The 21,741-nt window shown below is 72.4% G+C and carries 15 protein-coding genes and 1 riboswitch; of the genes, 7 read left to right on the top strand and 8 right to left on the bottom strand.

Translation table 11 applies throughout. The features are described from left to right. The first annotated feature begins 137 nt into the window (after positions 1 to 137). A riboswitch (cyclic di-AMP (ydaO/yuaA leader) is annotated at positions 138 to 315 on the top strand. A gap of 8 nt (positions 316 to 323) precedes the next feature. From ACIPK3_RS07970 to ACIPK3_RS07950, 5 genes are all read left to right on the top strand, one after another. Next, on the top strand, positions 324 to 1,763 hold the full coding sequence (locus ACIPK3_RS07970) for an NlpC/P60 family protein (RefSeq protein WP_402567269.1): 1,440 nt from the start codon (positions 324 to 326) through the stop codon (positions 1,761 to 1,763). A 156-nt stretch (positions 1,764 to 1,919) separates the two neighbouring features. Continuing rightward, complete coding sequence (locus ACIPK3_RS07965) at positions 1,920 to 3,299, top strand: FAD-dependent oxidoreductase (protein WP_402567268.1); 1,380 nt, start codon at positions 1,920 to 1,922, stop codon at positions 3,297 to 3,299. Between the two features lie 225 nt (positions 3,300 to 3,524). After that, the gene (locus ACIPK3_RS07960) at positions 3,525 to 4,778 is read left to right on the top strand and encodes a hypothetical protein (protein ID WP_402567846.1); all 1,254 of its coding nucleotides are present in this window, start codon (positions 3,525 to 3,527) and stop codon (positions 4,776 to 4,778) included. 84 nt (positions 4,779 to 4,862) lie between these two features. Next, positions 4,863 to 5,183 carry a YkvA family protein gene (locus ACIPK3_RS07955; protein WP_402567266.1) on the top strand — a complete coding sequence of 107 codons (321 nt, stop codon included), beginning with the start codon at positions 4,863 to 4,865 and terminating at the stop codon, positions 5,181 to 5,183. A 51-nt stretch (positions 5,184 to 5,234) separates the two neighbouring features. Next, positions 5,235 to 7,748 carry a SpoIIE family protein phosphatase gene (locus ACIPK3_RS07950; protein ID WP_402567845.1) on the top strand — a complete coding sequence of 838 codons (2,514 nt, stop codon included), beginning with the start codon at positions 5,235 to 5,237 and terminating at the stop codon, positions 7,746 to 7,748. Positions 7,749 to 7,768: 20 nt separating this feature from the next. On the opposite strand, the gene ACIPK3_RS07945 is transcribed toward ACIPK3_RS07950, so the two are convergent. Beyond that, the gene (locus ACIPK3_RS07945; protein ID WP_402567265.1) at positions 7,769 to 9,601 is read right to left on the bottom strand and encodes a glycoside hydrolase family 15 protein; all 1,833 of its coding nucleotides are present in this window, start codon (positions 9,599 to 9,601) and stop codon (positions 7,769 to 7,771) included. 167 nt (positions 9,602 to 9,768) lie between these two features. Here ACIPK3_RS07945 and ACIPK3_RS07940 point away from each other — a divergent pair, with 167 nt between their 5' ends. After that, positions 9,769 to 9,972, top strand: coding sequence for a hypothetical protein (locus tag ACIPK3_RS07940; RefSeq protein WP_402567263.1), 204 nt, complete (start codon positions 9,769 to 9,771; stop codon positions 9,970 to 9,972). Positions 9,973 to 9,984: 12 nt separating this feature from the next. On the opposite strand, the gene ACIPK3_RS07935 is transcribed toward ACIPK3_RS07940, so the two are convergent. The 4 genes from ACIPK3_RS07935 to ACIPK3_RS07920 form a co-directional block, all read right to left on the bottom strand. After that, positions 9,985 to 12,306, bottom strand: coding sequence for a SpoIIE family protein phosphatase (locus ACIPK3_RS07935; RefSeq protein ID WP_402567843.1), 2,322 nt, complete (start codon positions 12,304 to 12,306; stop codon positions 9,985 to 9,987). Positions 12,307 to 12,478: 172 nt separating this feature from the next. Then, on the bottom strand, positions 12,479 to 12,859 hold the full coding sequence (locus ACIPK3_RS07930; RefSeq protein ID WP_402567261.1) for a hypothetical protein: 381 nt from the start codon (positions 12,857 to 12,859) through the stop codon (positions 12,479 to 12,481). 311 nt (positions 12,860 to 13,170) lie between these two features. Continuing rightward, the gene (locus ACIPK3_RS07925; protein ID WP_402567259.1) at positions 13,171 to 14,115 is read right to left on the bottom strand and encodes a MurR/RpiR family transcriptional regulator; all 945 of its coding nucleotides are present in this window, start codon (positions 14,113 to 14,115) and stop codon (positions 13,171 to 13,173) included. A gap of 50 nt (positions 14,116 to 14,165) precedes the next feature. Beyond that, entirely contained in the window at positions 14,166 to 15,893 is a 1,728-nt protein-coding gene (locus ACIPK3_RS07920) for a phospholipid carrier-dependent glycosyltransferase (RefSeq protein WP_402567258.1), read from the bottom strand. A gap of 139 nt (positions 15,894 to 16,032) precedes the next feature. On the opposite strand from ACIPK3_RS07920, the gene sthA reads away from it, so the two are divergent. Then, positions 16,033 to 17,421, top strand: coding sequence for a Si-specific NAD(P)(+) transhydrogenase (sthA, locus tag ACIPK3_RS07915; RefSeq protein WP_402567841.1), 1,389 nt, complete (start codon positions 16,033 to 16,035; stop codon positions 17,419 to 17,421). Between the two features lie 34 nt (positions 17,422 to 17,455). On the opposite strand, the gene ACIPK3_RS07910 is transcribed toward sthA, so the two are convergent. The 3 genes from ACIPK3_RS07910 to ACIPK3_RS07900 form a co-directional block, all read right to left on the bottom strand. Further along, complete coding sequence (locus ACIPK3_RS07910) at positions 17,456 to 18,439, bottom strand: YbhN family protein (protein WP_402567256.1); 984 nt, start codon at positions 18,437 to 18,439, stop codon at positions 17,456 to 17,458. Positions 18,440 to 18,577: 138 nt separating this feature from the next. Then, positions 18,578 to 20,920, bottom strand: coding sequence for a glycoside hydrolase family 65 protein (locus tag ACIPK3_RS07905; RefSeq protein ID WP_402567254.1), 2,343 nt, complete (start codon positions 20,918 to 20,920; stop codon positions 18,578 to 18,580). Next, the gene (locus tag ACIPK3_RS07900; protein ID WP_402567252.1) at positions 20,917 to 21,651 is read right to left on the bottom strand and encodes an HAD family hydrolase; all 735 of its coding nucleotides are present in this window, start codon (positions 21,649 to 21,651) and stop codon (positions 20,917 to 20,919) included. Before ACIPK3_RS07900 ends, ACIPK3_RS07905 begins: the two co-directional genes overlap by 4 nt. Positions 21,652 to 21,741 lie beyond the last annotated feature (90 nt).

Here is a 21,741-nt window from a genome sequence, read left to right as displayed (position 1 = left end):
ACCTCGACACCGAACCTCCGGGCGAACATCACAAATACGTATCGGACATATCGCGCTTCAACCTTCACACGAGGTCCACAAGTTGGCTAGGTTGACGCCCAGGCCTCACGGCATCCCCCGGCGAACCCCGCCGAACCGCGTGGCCTCCGCCGAGTCCGGTGCCCCATCCAGGCGACCGGAGCCGGGGACCCAACCGACATTGGGGTGAATCGGCTCGACCGCCCGCCCGGGCGAGGGCCGTAGGGCACGCCTTCCGAAACGAAACGACCGCCCGAACCCGACAGCTAACTCGGTAGGCGGAGCACGGAAGGAGTACGTCTCCCATGGCGCCGGACAGCCGCGACGAGGTTCGCCAGCGGATCAACACCCTTTACGACCGGGCCGAGAACGCCACGGGGAACTTCAACGCCACCCGTGCCATGTCGGCCGGGTCGCGGACCCGAGGGGTACCGCTGCGCAAGCCGGCGGGAGCGGGGGCCGATCCCGGTGTCGACGCCATGACCCGCCAGTGGTTCGACACCGCGCGCGGGAAACGGGGCCCGTCCGTCCCCGCCGCGCTCCCCGCGGACCGGATGCCTCGGCAACGCACGTCCGGGAGCCGTTCCACGGCAGCGTCGGGCGGCGCCCTCCCGGGAGCCGAACCGGAACTCACCGACCGCGCCCTCCGGGACCTCGGGCTTGCGCCGGAACTGCCGGAACTGACCGCGGGAGCACCCGGGCGCGCCGTGGCCGAGTTGCCCGGGGGTCGGGCGACAGCCGAGTTGCCGAGCGGCCGAGCGATCGCCGAGTTGCCCGGCAGTCCTGCCGCCGCGCTGCCCGCCGTGCCCGAACCCCGGCGGGAGCCGACCCGCGTCCGCCCCTCCCCGGCGGCGGCCAAGGCAGAGAACCAGCGGAAACTCGCGGCCGCCAGTGACGTGCTGTCGCGTCACGCCCTGCGGCACCCCGCTCCGATCGCCGCGATCGAGGCTCCGCCGGTGCGGGAGTCCTGGTTCCCGGCACAGCAGTCGAGCACGCCGGACACGTTCGCCTCCGGCGGTGTCCCGGCCATCGCTCCGCCGAGCCCCGCGAACGTCCCCGACCCGCTCACGGACCCCCTGACCGACACCGGCCCCCTCACCTTCGCCACCAACCCGAGCCCCTTCACCGACACCGGCGCCCTGCCCGTCGTCCCCCTCACCGACACCGGAACGTACGCCCCTGTCACGGGCCCGGTCCCAAGTCTCTACCCCGACACCGCCGTCTACACCCCCGTCGCGACCCCCGACCCCCTCACGGACCCCCTGACCGACACCGGCCCCCTCACCTTCGCCACCAACCCGAGCCCCTTCACCGACACCGGCGCCCTGCCCGTCGTCCCCGTCACCGGGACGTACGCCCCCGCGGCCGTGCCGCAGTCGACATTCGCCGGGAAGGCCACGAAGGCGCTCGAGTTCGCCCGGGCGCAGATCGGAAAGCCCTGTCTCTGGGGTGCGACCGGGCCGGACTCGTACGACTGCTCCAGCCTGACCCAGGCCGCCTGGAAGGTCGCCGGTGTCGCGCTGCCGCGTTCGGCGGCGGACCAGGCCGGTGCGGGCACACCCGTCTCGACGGCCGAGATCCAGGCCGGTGACCTCATCGTGTTCTTCGACAACGCGACCCACGTCGGCATCTCCACCGGCAACGGCATGATGGTCCACGCGCCGGGCCCGGGAGCGTTCATCCGGGAGGAGTCGATCTACGGCGCCGGGGAGTCGGCGATCCGCGCGGTGGTGCGGCCCGCATGACCCCGTGACTCCCGGGACACGTGAGCCCTTCGGGGCGCGGACCCTCATAAGGTGGGCTTATGAGGTCATAGAGTGGACCCGCATACAAAGTTAGGTCTGCCTTAGTTTAGGCTTCCACTTCGAGACGCTTGTTGATCTCTCGAAGGGAACCTGATCATGCCGCGCCCCCTGCGGGTAGCCATCGTCGGAGCCGGCCCCGCCGGGATCTACGCCGCCGACGCCCTGCTCAAGTCCGAGGTGGCCGCCGCACCCGGTGTGTCCATCGACCTCTTCGAGCGGATGCCCGCCCCCTTCGGCCTGATCCGCTACGGCGTGGCCCCCGACCACCCGCGCATCAAGGGCATCATCACGGCGCTCCATCAGGTGCTCGACAAGCCGCAGATCCGTCTCTTCGGCAATGTCGACTACCCCACCGACATCAACCTGGACGATCTGCGTGCGTTCTACGACGCGGTGATCTTCTCGACCGGCGCGACGGCGGACCGCGACCTGTCCATACCCGGCGTGGACCTCGACGGCTCGTACGGCGCCGCCGACTTCGTCTCCTGGTACGACGGCCACCCGGACGTGCCCCGCACCTGGCCCCTGGAGGCGGAGAAGGTGGCGGTGCTCGGCGTCGGCAACGTCGCCCTCGACGTGGCGCGCGTTCTCGCCAAGACCGCGGACGAGCTGCTGCCCACCGAGATCCCGCCGAACGTCTACGACGGTCTCAAGGCGAACAAGGCGCTGGAGATCCACGTCTTCGGCCGCCGCGGGCCCGCGCAGGCGAAGTTCAGCCCGCTGGAGCTCCGGGAGCTGGACCACTCCCCCACCATCGAGGTCATCGTCGACCCCGAGGACATCGACTACGACGCGGGCTCGATCGAGACCCGGCGCGGCAACAAGCAGGCCGACATGGTCGCCAAGACCCTGGAGAACTGGGCGATCCGCGACACCGGCGACCGGCCGCACAAGCTGTTCCTGCACTTCTTCGAGTCACCGGCCGAGATCCTCGGCGAGGACGGCAAGGTCGTCGGCCTGCGCACCGAGCGCACCGCCCTCGACGGCACCGGCAACGTCAAGGGCACCGGCGAGTTCAAGGACTGGGACGTCACTGCGGTGTACCGCGCCGTCGGATACCTGTCCGAGAAGCTCCCCAAGCTGCCGTGGGACCTCGGCTCGGGCACGGTCCCGGACGAGGGCGGCCGTGTCATCGAGGAGGGCGGCGCGCACCTTCAGTCGACGTATGTCACCGGCTGGATCCGGCGCGGCCCGGTCGGTCTGATCGGCCACACCAAGGGCGACGCCAACGAGACGGTGTCCAACCTGCTGGACGACTTCGCGAACAGCCGTCTGCACACCCCCGGCTCGCCCGAGCCGGAGGCCGTGGACACCTTCCTCGCCGAGCGGAACGTGCGTTACACCACGTGGGAGGGCTGGTACCGGCTCGACGCCGCGGAGCGGGCACTCGGCGAGCCGCAGGGCCGCGAGCGCGTGAAGCTCGTCGAGCGCGAGGACATGCTGCGGGAGAGCGGGGCACAGCTCAGCGGTGACTGAGAACGGGGCCCTCCCCGGAGCGGATGGTGGGCGGGCCCCGCTCACCGGATGATTGTCGCGGTCCGGGCAGGGCAGCGGTACGAGTGCGCGGCGTACGACTTGCGTGCGCCGCGCGCGCCCCGTGTGCGCCGTTTGCCTCACAGGCCGACAGCCCCGGCCGACATGCCTCGATCGCCGACGGCGATACTGGAGGCCGCGCTCACCGACCTCGTCCCAGATTGGCTCATGTCGAACTCCGCCACCGACAGTCCCCTGGCCCCCAGCACGGTGTGGGCCGCCCGCGGCCGCCGCACCGGCCCCGCACCCGAGGAGGTGCTCCGGCAGAACCTGCGCCGGCTCAAGGACAGCGAGACCCTCGACGACTTCGCCGAACTCCCGGTGTCCGAGCAGACACCGGAACGGGTCTTCGAGGCCCGCTGGCGGGTCGCCGTATCCGGCGACGTCACGGTACGGGCGCGGCTGACACTCCTACCCGTGCGGGACCGTGCGCGGGAGTGGGAATGGACGCTCGTGGCCGAGGCCGAGAGCCCCTGGGACGAGAACTGGCCCTCCCCCGTCACGATGTTCTGGCCCGAGGAGCCCCGTGAGGGCAGAACCGACGGCGAGCCCGGCGAACCCGACGAGGCGGGTCCCCACTGGGACCTTCACCACGGCGCGCCCGGACTTCGGCTGCGCGCGGTCAACGCTCTTCCGTCCGAGGACAAGGCGATGCGCCGGGTCATCCGGAACGCGGCACGTGAGGCCTGGGAGATCAACCTCGTCGTGCACGAGGCCATGACCCCGGACGAGGCCGGCCGGCAGCCGCTGGCCCGGCTGCTGCCGCCGGGCCTGCGGGACCGGGTGGTGGAGCACCGGGCCGCTCCGGAACAGCTGCGGGCGGTGAACTGGGCCCTGCGCGAACTGGGGGTGTGGGTGCCCCGCGGCGGAGCCGTGATCGTGCCCCCTGACCCCGCCCCGGCGGGCTACGACGGCCCGGAGTACTCGGTGCGCAGCATCTTCCTGGACGGCTCCGAGCCCACGGAGCTCATCGACGTACTGCGGCGTTGTGCGGCGCTGCCGAAGCCGATGCCGCGGAGCCTCGACCAGGCCGTGACCGCGCTGCGCGAGCGGTGGACCCTGCTGACCCTCCAGGAGCAGCTGGCCCGCGAACGCGAGCTGGTGGCCGAGTACTCGGCGGCGCTGGAGGCGATGACCAAGTCCCGGGACCTGTACCGGGAAGCCGCCGAGCAGGCACACGCGGCCCTGGCCGCCTACCGCGACACCCCGGCCACATCCACCGCCGTCCCCGGCGCCCCGGCGGCCTCCCCCTTCCAGCAGCTGACCCGGGCCTTCGGGCGGTTCAAGGGCGGGGCCAAGGGAGCGCGCCCGGCCGCGCCGGCCCCGAACGACCCGGCGTACGACGGGCACGAGGAGCACGTGGGCCACGAGGGCCACGAGGGAGAGGACACCGCCGAAGAGGCCGCCGACCGGACGTCGTAGCCACCAAAAGGCGATACGGCGGCCCGGTCCGGGGAAGACGAGACGGCAGGACGGGTCGGCTCCGCCCCGAGGTCTGGAGGCCGCATGGATTCCCTGCACGCTCCGACGGTGCTCGTGGCAGCCGGTGTGGCCGCGGCGGCCCTGCTCGCCGTGGCCGTCGTCCTGCTGGTACGGCTGACGCGCGCCAGGCGTACGCTGCGGCGGGCCGGGCTGCCCACGGGACCTCGCTGGGTCTTCTGGGGCGCCGTCCTCTATCTGGTACTGCCCACGGACCTGCTGCCCGACCCGGTGTACCTGGACGACATCGGCGTCCTGCTCCTGGCCCTGCGGTCGCTGCGCACGGCTCGCACGCTGCCCGCGGACGGCTCCCGGGCCCATCCGGGGTGCGATCCGCCGCTGTCGTGACGCATTCTTGCTGTGTCACCCACCAGGGCGATGCGGGACGAGGTAGAGCGGATGGACGGGAGCGGGAAACAGGCAGGCCAGGGGCGCGGAACGTCGAGCAGGGCACTGTCCGCGCTGCTGGTCGACGCCTCCACCCGGGCGCTCAGCGCGGCGGACGGCCGCGTCGGAGGCGTGTACCTGCGCTCCGCCACCCCCGGCATGCTGCGGCTCGCGGTGCTCGCGGGACTGCCCGGCCCACTGTTCCGGCCCTGGTGGCGGCTGCATGTGAACCGCCCGTTCCCCGTCGCTGACGCCTACCGGCAGGGTGTCCCGGTGGTCCTGTCCAACGCGGCCGAGATGATGCGCCGCTATCCCCAGTTCGCGGCCGGTCTGCCGTTCCAGTTCGGCTCGGTCTATGTGCCGGTGCCGGGTGAGCGGGCGCCGTACGGCGTGCTCACGGTGCTGCGTCCGGCGGCGCCCGACGCGGTGGACGAGGTGCCCGGCCGTGATCTGCTGACCCGGGTCGCGGAGGAGCTGGGCGACCGGATGCGCGCCCTGGCCGAGGGGGACGAGGGCGCTGTGGTGTGGGACGCCGACCCGGTGTGCGTACGACCGCCCGCGTGTCACCCGGCCGTGCGGCGCATGGGCCGGTTCACCTGGGACCCGGCCAGCTCTGCGGTGATCGCGGACGACCGACTGCACGACCTGCTGGGAGTGCGGCCCGGAGACCTCGCCGGTACCGCGCAGGGGCTCGCGGACGCCGTCGCGCCCGCCGACGCCCACCGGCTGCTCGGCGCGCTGCACGACGCGGCCGCGGGGAGAGCGCCGTCAGCTCCCCTGCATGTGCGGGCCGGGGACGGCACCCCGTGCCTGCTGGAGCTGTGGCCGCCCGTGGACAGCACCTGCCGGGTGAGCGGCATCATCCTGGACATGGGTCCGGCACGCGCCGACGGTGCGGCCGACCTGCTCCCGCAGGGCGTGTTCTGCCTGGACCGCACGGGCGTGATCGTGTACGCCAACGCGGCCGCGGCACGGCTGCTGGACCCGGAGCACACCGGGCTGCTGGGCCGCCCGCTCTCGGAGGCGGTGCCGTGGCTGAACCAGCCCTCGTACGAGGACCACCTCCGCGGGGCGCTGCTGTCGCCGGAGCCGGTGCAGTTCCACGCGCGACCCGCCGCGGACAAGGCGACCGAGTGGCTCGCGCTGTCCCTGCATCCCGGCCCGGACACCGTCGCCTGCACCGTCGTACCGGTGAGCCGGGTGGACAGGCCGGTCGGCCCGGCGCCCGCCGCGCCGGACACCGCCGCGGAACCCACGGCCGGGGGCCGGATACCCGTCGGTCCCTCCATAGCGCCGCTGTACCGGCCGATCGCCCTGGCCATCGCTCTGACCGACGCGGTCACCGCGCGCCAGGTGTCGGCGGTGGTCACCCAGGAGCTGCTCCCCGCCTTCGACGGCCGCCGCCTCGCCATCTATCTACTCCAGGACCGGCACTTCTACCTCGCCTGGGAGACCGGCTTCCCGCAGGGTTTCCTCGCGCCCTTCGACGGCGTCGGCCTGGACGCCCACCTGCCGGGCGTGGAGACGCTCACCACAGGCCGTGCGCTGTTCTTCGAGTCCATGCAGCAGATGTCCGCGGCCTATCCGGGGATGCCGGTGGACGCCATCGAGGGCGCCCGCGTCTTCCTGCCGCTGATCGCCTCGGGGCGGCCGGTCGGCTCGTGCATTCTCGGCTTCGACCACTCCCGCGGCTTCGGCACCGACGAACGGGCCCTGCTCACCGCGCTCGGCGGCCTGATCGCGCACGCGATGGAGAAGGCGCAGCGCTACGACAGCGAGGCCGCCCTCGCCCGCGGCCTCCAGCAGGCGCTGCTGCCCCGGCGGCTGTCCAGCCATCCGCTGGTGGAGACCGCCGGCCGCTATCTGCCCGGCACCCAGGGCATGGACGTGGGCGGTGACTGGTACGACGTCGTCGAGGCCGGAGACGGTCTGGCGCTGGTCATCGGCGACGTCCAGGGGCACGGCGTCCAGGCGGCGGCCACCATGGGTCAGCTGCGCAGCGCCGTACGGGCGTTCGCGCTCGGTGACCGTACCCCGGACGAGGTGATGAGCGGGACGAACCGCCTGCTGATCGACCTCGATCCGGGACAGTTCGCCAGCTGCTGCTATGTGCGGCTGGACCCGGTGACCGGACTGGCCCGGGTCGCGCGCGCCGGTCACCTGCCGCCGCTGTTGCGGTCCCCGGACGGCCACACCCGGGTCGTGCAGATTCCCGGCGGTGTGGTCCTCGGGGTGGACCCGCACGCGGAGTATCCGGTGGCGCGGCTGCGGCTGGAGCCCGGTGCGGTCCTCGCCCTGTACACGGACGGGCTCGTGGAGCGGCCGGGCACGGACATCGACGACGGCATCGCCGCGCTGAGCGTGGCCCTGGAGCAGGCCGGGCCGGTGGCCGCCGGGCCCGGCGGGCGTTCGCTGGCGGGGGTCGCGGACCGGCTCACCGCCATGGCCCGGCACACCGCCGAGCGGCCCGACGACATGGCGCTGCTGCTGGCCGCCCGGCGCGAGGCGGCCGAGCGGCGCTACTGACCTGGCACGCCGCCGGCCCGTCAGCCGAGCGCGCGGTCCAGGTTGAACGCCGCGCTGATGAGCGAGAGATGGGTGAACGCCTGCGGGAAGTTGCCCTGTTGTTCGCCGGTGCGGCCGATCTCCTCGGCGAACAGGCCGAGATGGTTGGCGTAGGTGAGCATCTTCTCGAAGGCCAGCCGTGCCTCGTCCACCCGTCCGGCGCGCACGAGTGCCTCGACGTACCAGAACGAGCAGATCGAGAACGTGCCCTCGTCGCCGCGCAGCCCGTCGGGGCTGGCCTGCGGGTCGTAGCGGTAGACGAGCGAGTCGGACACCAGGTCCTCGGTGAGGGCGTCCAGGGTGGACAGCCACTTGGGGTCGGTGGGTGCGATGAACTTCGCGAGCGGCATCATCAGCACGGACGCGTCGAGCACGTCGCCGTCCTCGTGCTGGACGAAGGCGTTGCGGGTGGGAGACCAGCCGTGGTCCATGATCCGCCGGTAGATGGTGTCGCGGCACTGCCGCCAGCGGCGGTGGTCGGCGGGCAGGCCGCGCCGGTTGGCGAGGCGGATGGCGCGTTCGATCGCCACCCAGCACATCAGGCGCGAGTACAGGAAGTTCTTGCGGCCGCCGCGGGTCTCCCAGACGCCCTCGTCGGGCTGGTCCCAGTTGGCGCAGACCCACTCGACCAGGCGGCAGACGTCGTCCCACTGCCCGCTGGAGATCGGCTCGGCCCACTTGTCGTAGAGGTAGACGGAGTCGATGAGGGCGCCGTAGATGTCGAGCTGGAGCTGGTCGGCGGCGGCGTTGCCGACCCGTACCGGCGCGGAGCCCTGGTGGCCCTCCAGATGGTCCAGCTCGCGTTCGGGCAGGTCGGAGCGGCCGTCGATGCCGTACATGATCTGGAGCGGGCCGATGGCCGCGCCGTCGCCGTGGCTGATGTTGGTGGACAGGAAGTTCATGAACTCGCGGGCCTCGTCGCTGAAGCCCAGCCGCAGCAGGGCGTAGACGCAGAACGCGGCGTCCCGGATCCACAGGTAGCGGTAGTCCCAGTTGCGTTCGCCGCCTAGCTGCTCGGGGAGGCTGGTGGTGGGCGCGGCGACGATGGCGCCGGTCGGCGCGTAGGTGAGGAGTTTCAGGGTGAGGGCGGAGCGGTGCACCATCTCCCGCCAGCGCCCGCGGTAGCGGGACTGGTGCAGCCAGCGCCGCCAGTAGGCGACCGTGTCCTGGAACTGGCTCTCCGCCTCGGTTCGGGCGCAGCCGCGCGGTGGCACCGTGTCGCCGACCCGGTCGAGGGCGAACACCTCGGCCTCGCCCTCGGAGAGCTTGAAGTCGGCGTGCGCGTCGAGCCCGTCGCTCTCCAGGGCCACCGTGGAGGTGAGGGAGAGGGCCATGTCCGGGGAGGCGAAGACGGCGGTGTCGCCGAGCATGCTCAGAGTGTGCGGGGCGAGGCCGTAGTCGAAACGCGGGGCCACGAGGACACGGAAGGGGACGGTGCCCCGCACGCACACCACCCGTCGGATCAGCCGGTGCCGGTCGGCCTCCACGGACTCTCCGGGTACGGGCATGAAGTCCTGGACCTCGCCGACGCCCTCCTCGGTGAAGAACCGGGTGATCAGCACGTTGGTGTCGGGGAAGTAGAACTGCTTGGTGCGGGCCGGTACGTCGGCGGCGAGCTCGAAGCGGCCGCCGCGCTCGGCGTCCAGGATCGCCGCGAAGACGCTCGGGGAGTCGAAGCGCGGGCAGCAGTACCAGTCGATGGTGCCGTTGCTGCCCACCAGTGCCACGGTGCGCAGGTCGCCGATCAGTCCGTGCTCGGCGATCGGCAGATAGCGGGCGCTCCCGGCCATGTCCTCGTACGACGTCTCGGTCATCGCGGCAGCCTCCCGGGTCCGGGCGTGCGGGCTGCTAACAGCTTAGAAGCCGAAGGCGCGGTCGGCTCTTCCGGATGCAGGGCGGGCGTGGGCGGTGAATGGTGAGAGTGGGCCCGGTCCCGTGGCACCGGCACCGGTGCGGCGGCCGGACCGGAGGAGGAGGCATCATGTCGACGTCAGAACCCGAAGCGTCCCGGTCGGCCGAGGACCGCGTGACCCCGGACGCCCTGCTCCACACCTGTCCCGGCAGCGGTGTGGCGCCGGAGGACCTGGTGCTCGCCACCGGCCGCGACATCACTCCCGCAAGTCTCGAATGGGCACGGCGCAAGCTGGAGGAGGGTCCGTCCGCCATCGAGAAGCTGCTGCCCTGAAGGACGCCGCGCTCACTCTCCGTCACCCTCGGAGTCCGGCACCCGGATGTCGAGGACGCAGACGTCGTCGCGCCGCTCTCCCTCGAGCAGCGTGGCGAGCAGCGCCTCCAGGGAGTCCGGTCCCCTGGGGGCGAGCGCGGCGGCCGCGAGCCGGGCGAGGCCCGTGTCCAGTCCCTCGCCGGGCCGCTCGACCAGACCGTCGGTGAACATCAGCAGCCGGTCCCCCGGCTCCAGCAGGCACTCCGCGGACTCGAAGACCGGGGTGCCGCCCGCCCCGAGCAGGACGCCGTCCGGGCGGTCGAGGTACCGTGCCTGGCCTCCACGCAGCAGCAGCAGCGGCAGATGTCCTGCCTGGGCCCACTCCAGCCGACGTCCCCGGGGCTCGTACCGGCCGACGAGCATGGTGGCGGTGGCGTTGCTGTCCCGGGACTGGAGCAGCAGGGTGTTGAGCCGCGCGAGCACCCCGGTCAGCGAGGAGCCGGTGCTGACCATCCCCTTGGTGGTGAATCGGAGCTGGGCCATGGTGGCGACGGCGTCGATGCCGTGGCCCGCCACGTCCCCGATCACGAACAGGGCTTCCTCGTCGGGGAGTTCGACGGCGCTGAACCAGTCGCCGCCGACGTGGATCTCCGACTGGGCGGGCAGGTAGGCGACTTCGATCCGCAGGCCGGCCAGCCGCACGGGGTTCTTCGGCAGGGGCAGCAGGGCGTGCTGGAGCCGGATGGTCATCGCCCGCTCGGCCTGGAGGACGCCCCGCTGGAGCAGCATGGTCCGCTCGCTCTCGGCCAGGGCCAGCTCCGCGGTGCGCAGCGCGGTGAGGTCCTGCACGAAGCCGTGCACCTCCGCGGGTGTGCCCTCCGGATCCGTCACGGCCTCGGCGACGGCCCGCAGATGCCGGACGTCGGATCCGCACCTGATCCGGAACGGCACGTCGAACGGCTGTCCCGTACCGAGCAGTTCGGTGACCGCGTGGGACAACGCGGGCGCGTCCTCGGGCAGTACGAGGTCCGGCAGCTGCCGCAGCCGCACCGGGCCCCGGGCGGGGTCCCGGTTCAGCAGGGGGTAGACCTGGGGCGACCAGGTCACCTCGTGGGTGACGAGGTTCCAGTTCGCCCAGCCGAGGTTGCCGAGCCGTTGCACGTCCGCCAGCCGCTGCTCCTGGCGGACCGAGGGATTGTGCCGGATCCAGCTGACCAGCAGTCGTTCGCCCAGCGGGGTCGCCCGTACCGAGTAGGTCGCCGTCTCCGGCACCCCGTCCACGATCTCGTGGTAGGCGAACGGCTCGCCCTGGTAGGGCTCGCCGTCGTTGAGCGCCGCCAGGTAGCCCTGCCACAGGGGCTCGCCCGCGACCGACGGATAGCACTCGAGTATGCGCATGCCGACCATTTCGCGGCCGGTGCGGCCGAGGATGTCGACCGCGTCCGGGGTCGCGGCGTCGATCCGGTAGTCCTCGACCTCTCCCGACGTGGCACGCAGCGGGGTGAGCAGCACCGCCGCGCCGGACAGCACGTCGAACACCGCCCGGACGGCGTCGGGGACACCGCCGAGGGCGTTGTCCGGTGCCGCGTCGAGGGCGCGCAGCCGGCCCGCGCACAACCGGGCGACGGCCCGCAGGAGTCTGCGCTGGCGGGCGGTGAACCGGTCGGGATGCCGGCGCAGTACGCCGAGCGCCACGCTCGCCCCCGGCACCGGCAGCCAGGCGCGGGTGAGCCACCGCTCGGTGGCGTCCCCGATCAGCACATAGCGGTCGCGGTCGGCGGCGAAGTCCTCCAGCCAGCGCGGTTCGCCGACGCGCAGCACGTCCAGCGCGACGACTCCGCTGAGCGGCGGTACCCGGCTCCACTGGGCCGCGAGGGTCTCGCCCACGCCGGCGTGCCCGATGAGTTCGAGGCCGCCGTCGGGCCGCAGTCCGTAGAGCATCACGGCGTCGGCGCCCACGTCGGCGGCGAGGTGTTCCAGCAGCCGTTCGGCGAGTTCCTGGCGTGTGCCGACCCGGACCAGTGCCGTGCCGAGCCGGGCGAGCACCTCGGGGTCGTCGTCGACGCCGGTCACCGGGTCCCAGGAGGCGGCCTCGAGGGTCCGCGGGGGCACGGACCGCACGGCAGGGGTGTGGAGGGTGTCGGCGGCGGGGGTGTCGGCGGCCCGGTCCGGGGGCGGTGCGAGGGCGCCGAGGGTGAGCCAGCATTCCTCGATGAGCGTACGGTTCCCGGCCTTGGCGCGTTCGGCGAGTTCCTGGTGCGCGGCGTCCGGGGCGCATCCCGTGACGGCCATGAGTGCGCCCTTGGCCCGCTCCAGCACGGCCGAGGTCGCCGCGAGGTCGCGCAGCCGGTCCATCTCCGCGCGCTGTCTGGCCACGACCTTGGACAGCGCCGCCAGGTCGGGGACGGTGCCGCGCTGAGCGGGTGATGCGGGCTCGCTCGTCACGCGATGAGCATCGCACAGACGCGCGCGTGGGATCACACCCGTGCGGGCACCGGATTCTCCGGCCCGCGCCGGTCCGGCCGGATCAGCGTCCGGAGCCGCGGCCGGCCAGCGCCTCGCTGACCGCCCGGACGCTGCGGGCGATGTGCTGGAGCTGGAGGACCTCGGCCGCGTAGAGCTTGATGGTGTGCTCGATGACCGACTCGGGCAGCCCCAGCATCGGCAGCTCGGCCCGTGCGGTCTGGAGTGCCGTGCGGGCCACCCGGACCTCGTGCTGCACCTGTATCTGGGCGTGCCGGGCGAGCAGGACGGGGTGGCGGATCAGCGCCGGATAGCTGGCGTAGCGGGCCGGTACCAGTTCACGGAGCCATTTGGCCGCCGAACGCTCCCAGTCGTAGCTGCCGGGCGTCTTCACCTGGCAGGGCCAGTCCTGGCTGATGCGCGTGGTCGTCAGGGTCATGATCATCGCTTCCGGGTGTGCGGTGTGCGGCGTCGTGAGGGGTGGTCCGACGGTTGGGGGGCGGCCCCGGCCTAGGGGATGGCCGGGGCCGCCGCCACGGGCGCGCCGTGCGGGCGACGCCCGATCGGACGTCTCACGCACCGACGTGGGTAGGCGACGGCGACGGGAACACGTCCGAGCTGTGCGATCCGTGAGCAGTATTTATATATGCCGTCTGCTTGGCAAGACGCATGAAAACATTCATGCGTAGAAAGCTGTGAATGGTCCCGGTGATCCCGGTGGTCCGTTTACGCGGCTCCGTGTCCGGAAGGTACGGCTCAGTCCTTGAGGAAGAACTGGTGCTGCTCGGCGACCTGCTCGTACTCCTCCAGCCGGGCCTGGGTCCGCTCCGGGTCGGCGTCGGTCATGGCCTGGAGCAGCGCGGCGGACATCACCCCGGGCGCCGCGTAGGAGTCGAAGACCAGGCGGGCGCCCGGCCCGGTGGCGAAGGTGACGTCGGCTTCGTCGGCCAGCGGGCCGAGCGCCAGGTCGGTGATCAGGGCGACCTTGAGTCCCGCGCCGCGCGCGACCCGGATCGCGGTCAGCGTCTCCTGGGCGTGCCGGGGCATGCCGAACGCCAGCACCCAGGTGCCGCCGGCCTCGCGGGACTGGAGCAGCGCGTCGTAGGCGACACTGCCGCCGCGGGTCACCGGGCGCACGTCGGGGTGGATGCGGCGGGCGGCGTAGGCGAAGTACTCGGCGAGCGAGGCGGAGATGCGCAGTCCGAGCACGGTCAGCGGGGTCGAGCCCGACAGTTCACGGCCGAGCCAGATCACGCGGTCAGGGTCGGCGAGGTCGCGCCGGAGGTTCTCCAGGTTCTGGATCTCGGCGTCCACTGCGGCCTGGAGTTCGTTGCTGCGGTCCTCGGTGGCCGCGCTCGGGCCGCCGGCGAGGGCCCGCAGCGCGATCGCCTGGAGCTTCTCCCGCAGCGCGGGGTACCCGCTGAAGCCGACCGCGGCGGCGAACCGGGTCACCGACGGCTGGCTGACCCCGACCCGCTCGGCGAGATCGGTGATCGAGAGGAACGCCGCCTCGGTGATGTTCTCGATCAGGTACTGGGCGATCCGGCGCTGTCCGGGCGACAGCCGCGGCCCGTCGAACAGCTCCCTGAGCTGAGAGGTCGGCGCGGCCGCCTCCGGCACGGATTTGCCCGAGGTGATCGCGGACGCCTGTGCGCGTGCCTGCTGCGGCGATGGCGCCGCGGCGCCTCCTTTGTCTCCCACGAACACTCAACATAGCTCACTGACCACGCTCATCAGGGGGTTCGCGGTGATCACCGTCGATAGATCGTGATCGAATGACCGACGTCGTCGATCGGCCGGCTGGTCCTGATCAGCTCGGCGAGACTCCCCCGCGCCTTGGCGGCCGACGAGTCCGACACGACCAGCAGTCCGCGCACCTCGCCCGGCGGGACCCCACGGGGGTCGGAGCCGTGGACGCCGTAGTAGGAGGGAACGCCGCTGCCCTTGTACACGAGCCAGACCCGCTCGCCCGGGTACCGCCGCTTCAGCCGGTCGGCGAGCCTGCCGAGGTCCTGGCCCCAGTCGACATTGGAGTCGTGCAACCTGAGACGGGTCTGCTCCGGTCCGCCGAACGCCTCGTTGGAGTACGGCAGGTAATACGGGTACGTCCGCAGCGAACTGACGGCGACGAACATCACCAGCGCCCCGGTCACCCACGGCGCCCAGCGCCGCCGTACCGCGAGCACACCGCCCGCGGCCACCGCCAGGAACACCGGCATGAACAGTGCGTACCGGGTACCGAAGTCCCGTGACCCGGTCATCGCCGCCGCCAGCAGCACGGCGGGCGGGAGCAGCACGTACGGCGCGGCCGGCCGCAGCCGCCGTACCGCGACGAGTACCACCGCGCCCCCGGCCCACAGCGCGAGCGTGCCGAGCGGGGTCTTCACCAGCAGCGCGACCGGCAGGTAGTACCAGAGGGAGCCGGTGTACACGCGGCCGAACAGATACCCCTGCCACGGGTAGTCCTCGAAGGCGAACTGGACCCGCATCCCGGCCCGGAACGCATCCGGAAACGGCAGCAGTTCGACCAGCAGGCCGTGTATCCCTCCGACGTCGGGCACGGCCTCGGCCGGGGTGAACCGCAGCCGCGGGTCGACCGCGAGGTACGCCGCCCATACGACGGCGACCGCCACCAGCACCACCGCCACCGCCGCACCCGCCGCTTCACGGCGCGCCGCCGACCGGCCGCGGGACCTCCGGGCGTGCCACACGGACCAGGCGGCCAGCAGCATAAGCACCGGGACCGCGGGCAGCGCGCTCATCCTGGTCGCCACCGCCGCCCCCAGCGCCGCCCCGGCGAGTGGCACGTACAGCGCCGGCCTTCGCCTGGCCCGCCACACCAGCCAGACCGACGTGAGGACGAACCCCGTCGCCGGCATGTCCAGCGTGGCCAGCGAACCGTGGGCGATGACGTCCGGTGAGAATGCGTACAGGGCCAGCGCCGCCACCCCGGCCGCCGTACCGGCCAGCTCGCGGGCGAAGGCGAGGACGACCAGCCCGAACAGCAGCGTCAGCGCGATCACCGGCAGCCGGGCCCACAGCATCAGCCGCCACGGGTCGTTCCCGGACTCGTACAGCAGATGGCGTCCGATCCGGCCCTGGTCGCCGGTGAACGCGGCGTCGTAGTGGGGGTCGGCGACCGCCACACCGGCCATGACGACCAGTTTGCCGAGCGGCGGGTGTTCGGGGTTGTAGCGCAGTCGGTGCTCGCGCAGGTAGTCGGTGGCCGTGGCGACGTACACCGGCTCGTCGATCGTGGGCGTCTGGCGCGCCGCCGAGTTCACCATCGCCACGGCCATCTGACCGAGCAGCAGCAGCACGAGGAGCGGCACGAGCAGGCGCCGGTACCGCAGCGGTCCGGCAGGTGCGGCGGACCCGGGAGGCGCCGATGCCGCGGGTGCGGGTGCGACAGGTACGGCAGGTGCGGCAGGTGCGGCAGGTGCGGCACTCAGGACTGATCGCTGTTCCCGCGCCGTCATCCGTCTCAGCACCTCACGAGTCGTACCGGCAGACCGTCCGCCGTGCCCTGCGGTACGGGCGGAAGGCGGCGCCGGTTCACCCTTTCGGAGAGTGCCCGTGGGCTGACACACTCCGGGGGTGCCCGACTTCGACTTCGACATGCTCGTCATCGGATCCGGACCCGGGGGGCAGAAGGCGGCCATCGCCGCCGCCAAACTCGGTCGCCGGGCCGCCGTCATCGACCGCCCCGACATGGTCGGCGGCGTCTCCATCCACACCGGCACCATCCCCTCCAAGACACTGCGCGAGGCGGTGCTGTACCTCTCGGGTCTCACCCAGCGCGACCTGTACGGGCAGAGCTACCGGTTGAAGGAGGACATCACCGTCTCGGACCTGACCTCGCGCACCCAGCACGTGGTCGGCCGGGAGGTCGACGTCATCCGCAGTCAGCTGTCGCGCAACCACGTGTCCCTCTTCACCGGAACCGGCCGCTTCACCGACCCGCACACCGTCGTGCTGCGCGACGCGAGCGGCCACGAAAGGCTGTTGACCGCGGCGAACATCGTCATAGCCACCGGCACCCGGCCCGCCCGACCCGAGACGGTCGAGTTCGACGGGCGGACGATCATGGACTCGGACAACGTGCTCGCGCTGGAACGGGTGCCGCTGTCCATGGTCATCGTCGGCGCCGGGGTCATCGGCATGGAGTACGCCTCCATGTTCGCCGCGCTGGGCAGCAAGGTGACTGTCGTGGAACGGCGTCCGGCGATGCTGGACATGTGCGACGTCGAGGTCGTCGAGTCGCTCAAGTACCACCTGCGGGACCTCGCGGTCACCTTCCGGTTCGGGGAGACGGTCGCCGCCGTCGAGCGTCATGCGCGTGGCACCCTGACCGTCCTGGAGAGCGGGAAGAAGATCCCCGCCGACGCGGTGATGTACTCCGCGGGCCGCCAGGGCCTCACCGACGAACTCGACCTGGCCGAGGCCGGTCTGTCCGCGGACGCGCGCGGCCGGATCACGGTGGACGAGCACTACCGCACGGAGGTGCCGCACATCTACGCGGTCGGTGACGTCATCGGCTTCCCCGCGCTCGCCGCGACCTCGATGGAGCAGGGCCGGGCGGCCGCTTACCACGCCTGCGGGGAACCGGTCGCGCGCATGCACAACCTCCAGCCGATCGGTATCTACACCATTCCGGAGATCAGCTTCGTCGGCCGGACCGAGGACCAGCTCACCGAGGAGTGCGTGCCGTTCGAGGTGGGCATCGCACGCTACCGGGAACTGGCCCGGGGCCAGATCATCGGCGACTCCCACGGCATGCTGAAACTGCTGGTCTCTCCCGAGGACCGCACCCTGCTGGGTGTGCACTGCTTCGGTACGGGAGCGACCGAACTCATCCACATCGGTCAGTCGGTGATGGGCTGCGGCGGCACGGTCGACTATCTGGTCGACGCGGTGTTCAACTACCCGACGCTGGCGGAGTCGTACAAGGTCGCCGCCCTGGACGCCACCAACAAGCTGCGGCAGATCGACCGGCTGGAGGACTGAGGGTCATGTGCCCCGCGGCGAGGCCCCTGGCGGTTCACAGTGCCTTGCGGCGGATCAGCACCCCGAGCACCAGCAGACCCGGGAGCAGGGGCAGCCACACCGCCAGCAGCCGGTAGCCGAGCACCACCGATGCCGCCGTGGCGGACGGCGCTCCGGAGGCGGTGAGGGCGAAGGCCAGTGCCGCGTCCAGGGAGCCCAGGCCGCCGGGGGTGGGCAGCAGGGCGGCGGCACTGCTCGCCGCGAGGTACAGCAGCGCCACCCGCACCGGCGGCAGGGGCAGCCCCACGGCGCGGGTGACCGCGATCAGGGCCAGGGAGTGCAGTGCGGCGAAGGCCAGCGAGCCGCCCCACAGAGCCGCCGCCCGGCGTGGGTCGGCGTGCACGGCGCGGATGTCGGCGCGCACGGCCGTGAGGGCGCACCGGCACCGGGGCCACAGCGGGCTGCGCAGCAGGACGGCCACGAGCACGGCCACCGCCGGTACGGCGAGGAGCGCGGCCGCCGGAATGTGCGGCATCCGCAGCAGGCCGGGGCAGACCGGGGCGAGCGCCGCTATCAGCACGCCGCGCACCACCACGCCCGCGGTGGCCTTCACCGCGAGGGCGCTGGCCGCCCGGGACGCCGGCAGCCCGCAGCGCATCAGGAAGCGCAGGTTCACCGCGCCCGCCCCGAGCCCCGCGGGCAGCACATGGTTGGCGGCGGACGCGGCGAACTGCGCGGCGAGCAGGCGCCCGCCGGGCAGCCGGGCGGCCACCGCACCCTGCTGGGCGAGGGCCGAGGCCGCCCAGGTCGCGACCACCGCCACCGCGGCGACCAGCAGCCAGCCCGGGTCCGCGACCGCCAGCCGTACGGCACCGGTGTGCACCGTCGGCCAGTGCCGTACGGCCAGACAGACCGCGCACACCAGGACGGCGAGGCAGCACACGGCCTGCCAGTGCGCCCGGCGACGGACGGCGGCCCGGACGGTGTCAACGGTGTCCAAGGGGACCGCGGTGTCCGCGGTGTTCACGCTGTCGGCCATCGTCCGCCCCTCCACGCCGCCACCCCTCCAACCTTCTGCCCGCCGCCCCCGCATCGAGAACACGGCAAAACTAGCCCGTATCGGAGGTGTCCACCGCATAGGTACGGCCATGCGAAGGACGCTACTCACACCGTGAGGTCAACCGCCGTTGGGCGCGCGGTGCGGTGGCTGCTCGGGGGACGGGCGGGGAACCTGCGCGGGCACCGACCGTACCGCCGGCCCGTCGGCGGACAGGGTGAGTGACTCGCCGTGGTGACGGATCGTCAACGGTGTGCCGTCCAGCAGCGTGTACACGGCCTTGTCGGCCTCGATCTCCACCCGCAGCCGACGGCCCCGGTACTCCAGCCGGAAGGCCAGTCGCCGCAGCCGCTCCGGCAGCCGTGGGGCGAACCGCAGGGTGTCCGGGGAACGGCGCATCCCGCCGAAGCCGGCGACCAGCACCATCCAGGTGCCCGCCAGCGAGGCGATGTGCAGGCCGTCCCGGGTGTTGTGCTCCAGGTCGGCGAGGTCCATCAGGGCGGCCTCGGCCGCGTAGTCGTAGGCGAGCCGCAGATGGCCCGCGCGAGCCGCCACCACCCCCTGGCAGCACGCGGACAGGGACGAGTCCCGTACGGTCAGCGGCTCGTAGTAGGCGAAGTTGCGGGCGATGTGGTCCTCGTCGAAGTACCCGTCGCAGGTGTACATGGCCAGCACCAGGTCCGCCTGCTTGACCACCTGCTTGCGATAGAGGTCGAAGTAGGGGAAGTGCAGCAGGAGCGGGTACTGGTCGGGGCGGGTGCCCGCGAAGTCCCAGCGCTGGTAGCGGGTGAACCCGGCGTGCTGCTCGTGGACACCGAGTTCGTGGTTGTAGGGGACGTGCACGGCCCCGGCGGCGTCGCGCCAGGCGGCGCTCTCCTCCTCGTCCACGCCGAGCCGGTCCGCCTCGCCCGGGTACCGTGCGACGACGTCGGCCGCCGCGAGCAGGTTCGCCCGTGCCATCAGGTTGGTGTACGTGTTGTCGTCGGCGACCGCGCTGTACTCGTCGGGGCCGGTGACGCCGTCGATGTGGAAGACGCCGTGGTGGTCGTGGTGGCCGAGCGACCGCCACAGACGGGCCGTCTCGACCAGCAGTTCCACACCGGCCTCCCGCTCGAAGGCCGTGTCGCCCGTCGCCTCGACGTAACGGACGACGGCGTCGGCTATGCCGGCGTTCACGTGGAAGGCGGCGGTGCCGGCCGGCCAGTACGCCGACCCCTCCGAACCCTCGATGGTGCGCCAGGGGAACGCGGCCCCCTCCAGGCCGAGTTGGGCCGCGCGTTCCCGGGCCACGGGCAGGGTGCGGTGGCGCCAGCGCAGGGCCTGCGCGACCGTCGCCGGAGCGGTGTGGGTGAGGACGGGCAGCACGAACATCTCGGCGTCCCAGAAGGTGTGCCCGTCGTATCCGGAGCCGGTCAGTCCCTTCGCGGGGATCGCCCGCTCCTCGGCCCGCGCCCCGGCCTGGAGGACGTGGAACAGGGCGAAGCGGACGGCCTGCTGGATCTCCTCGTCGCCGTCCACCTCGACGTCCGCGCGGTCCCAGAAGTCGTCCAGATGCGCGCGCTGCGCGTCGAGCAGCCCGGACCAGCCGTCGTGCGCGGCGGCGGCCAGTGCCGCGTCCACCTGGTCGGCCATCGCGGGCAGCGAGCGGGCGCCGGACCAGCCGTGCGCGACGAGCTTCTCCACGCGCAGCCGCTGCCCCGGCTCCAGGACGGAGGTCACGGTCAGCCGGGCCACGTCCGTGTCGCTCTCGGCGCGCGTGGTGGTCCGCTCGGGGCCGGTGACGGTGTGGTCGGCGGCCACCGCCACCCGCAGCCCGCTGCGCCGGGTGCGGTGCACCAGGCGCAGCCGCAGGCCCGAGGCGAAGTCGTCCTCCTGTTCCAGCGGCGAGTGCAGCGCGGCCGCCGTGCGCGGGTCGCCGTCCGAGGCGGGCAGTTGCTCGTTGGCGACCAGTTCCGACTGGATCACCACCCGGGACGTGCTGTCGACGGCCTCCACCTCGTACGCCACGGCCGCCACCGCCCGCTGGGCCAGCGACACGAGCCGCGTCGACCGCACCCGGACCGTCGAACCCGCGGGCGAGGTCCACTCGCAGGTCCGCTCCAGTACGCCCCGGCGCAGGTCGAGGACGCGTTCGTGGGCGACGAGACGGCCGTAGCGCAGGTCGAACGGTTCGTCGTCCACGAGCAGCCGAAGAATCTTGCCGTTGGTGACGTTGATGACCGTCTGGCCCGATTCCGGATACCCGTAGCCCGCCTCGGCGTACGGCAGCGGGTGCAGTTCGTGCACACCGTTGAGATAGCTGCCGGGCAGGCCGTGCGGCTCGCCCTCGTCCAGGTTGCCGCGCCAGCCGACATGACCGTTGGACAGGGCGAACACCGACTCGCTCTGGGCCAGCACATCGAGGTGGAGTTCCGTCTCGCGCACCGCCCACGGCTCGACCGTGTACGCCCGGTGGGTGATCACCGCTCGCCTCCCAGCTCGGCGAGGTCGGCCACGACGACGTCGGCGCCGTGCGCGTACAGCGCGTCGGACTGCCCGGTGCGGTCGACGCCGACCACATGGCCGAACCGGCCCGCGCGACCCGCCTCGACACCAGCGAGCGCGTCCTCGAACACCGCGGCCCGTGCGGCCGGGACGCCGAGGTCGCGGGCGGCGGCCAGATAGGTGTCCGGGCTCGGCTTGCCGGGCAGCCGCCGTTCGCTTGCCACGAGCCCGTCGATCCGCACGTCGAAGAGGTGTTCGGCGTCGATGGAGCGCAGTACGTCGCGGCAGTTGGCGCTGGCCGAGACGATCGCGGTGCGCAGTCCCCGGGCACGGACCGCCTCGATGTAGCGCAGGGTTCCGTCGTAGGCCTCGACGCCGTCGCTGCGGATCCTCGCCAGGAGCAGTTCGTTCTTGCGGTTGCCGAGGCCGTGGACGGTGCGGTTGCCCGGCGGGTCGTCGGGGTCGCCCTCGGGCAGTTCGATGCCACGGGAGCCGAGGAAGGCGCGGACCCCGTCGGCGCGCGGGCGTCCGTCCACGTATTCGTCGTAGTCCGCGACCGGGTCGAAGGGGCGGCCGCCGCCGCGGTCCGCAAGGAACGCGTCGAACGCCTCCTTCCAGGCGGCCGCGTGCACGACGGCCGTCTTGGTGACGACTCCGTCGAGATCGAAGAGACAGGCCAGAATGGTGTCGGGCAGACCGAACTCCGTCATGTCGAGCCTCTTCCCCGAGCGGCGCGGACTACCGGGTGTCGAAGGCCACACGTCGGGAACGGTGGCCGGCCGCCGGTGCGACACTCTCCC

The sequence above is a fragment of the Streptomyces sp. NPDC086787 genome, assembly GCF_044745865.1.
In the GTDB taxonomy this organism is placed as follows: Bacteria; Actinomycetota; Actinomycetes; order Streptomycetales; family Streptomycetaceae; genus Streptomyces.
Note: the sequence above shows the minus strand (reverse complement) of the source record. Positions and strands in the feature narration are given on the sequence as shown.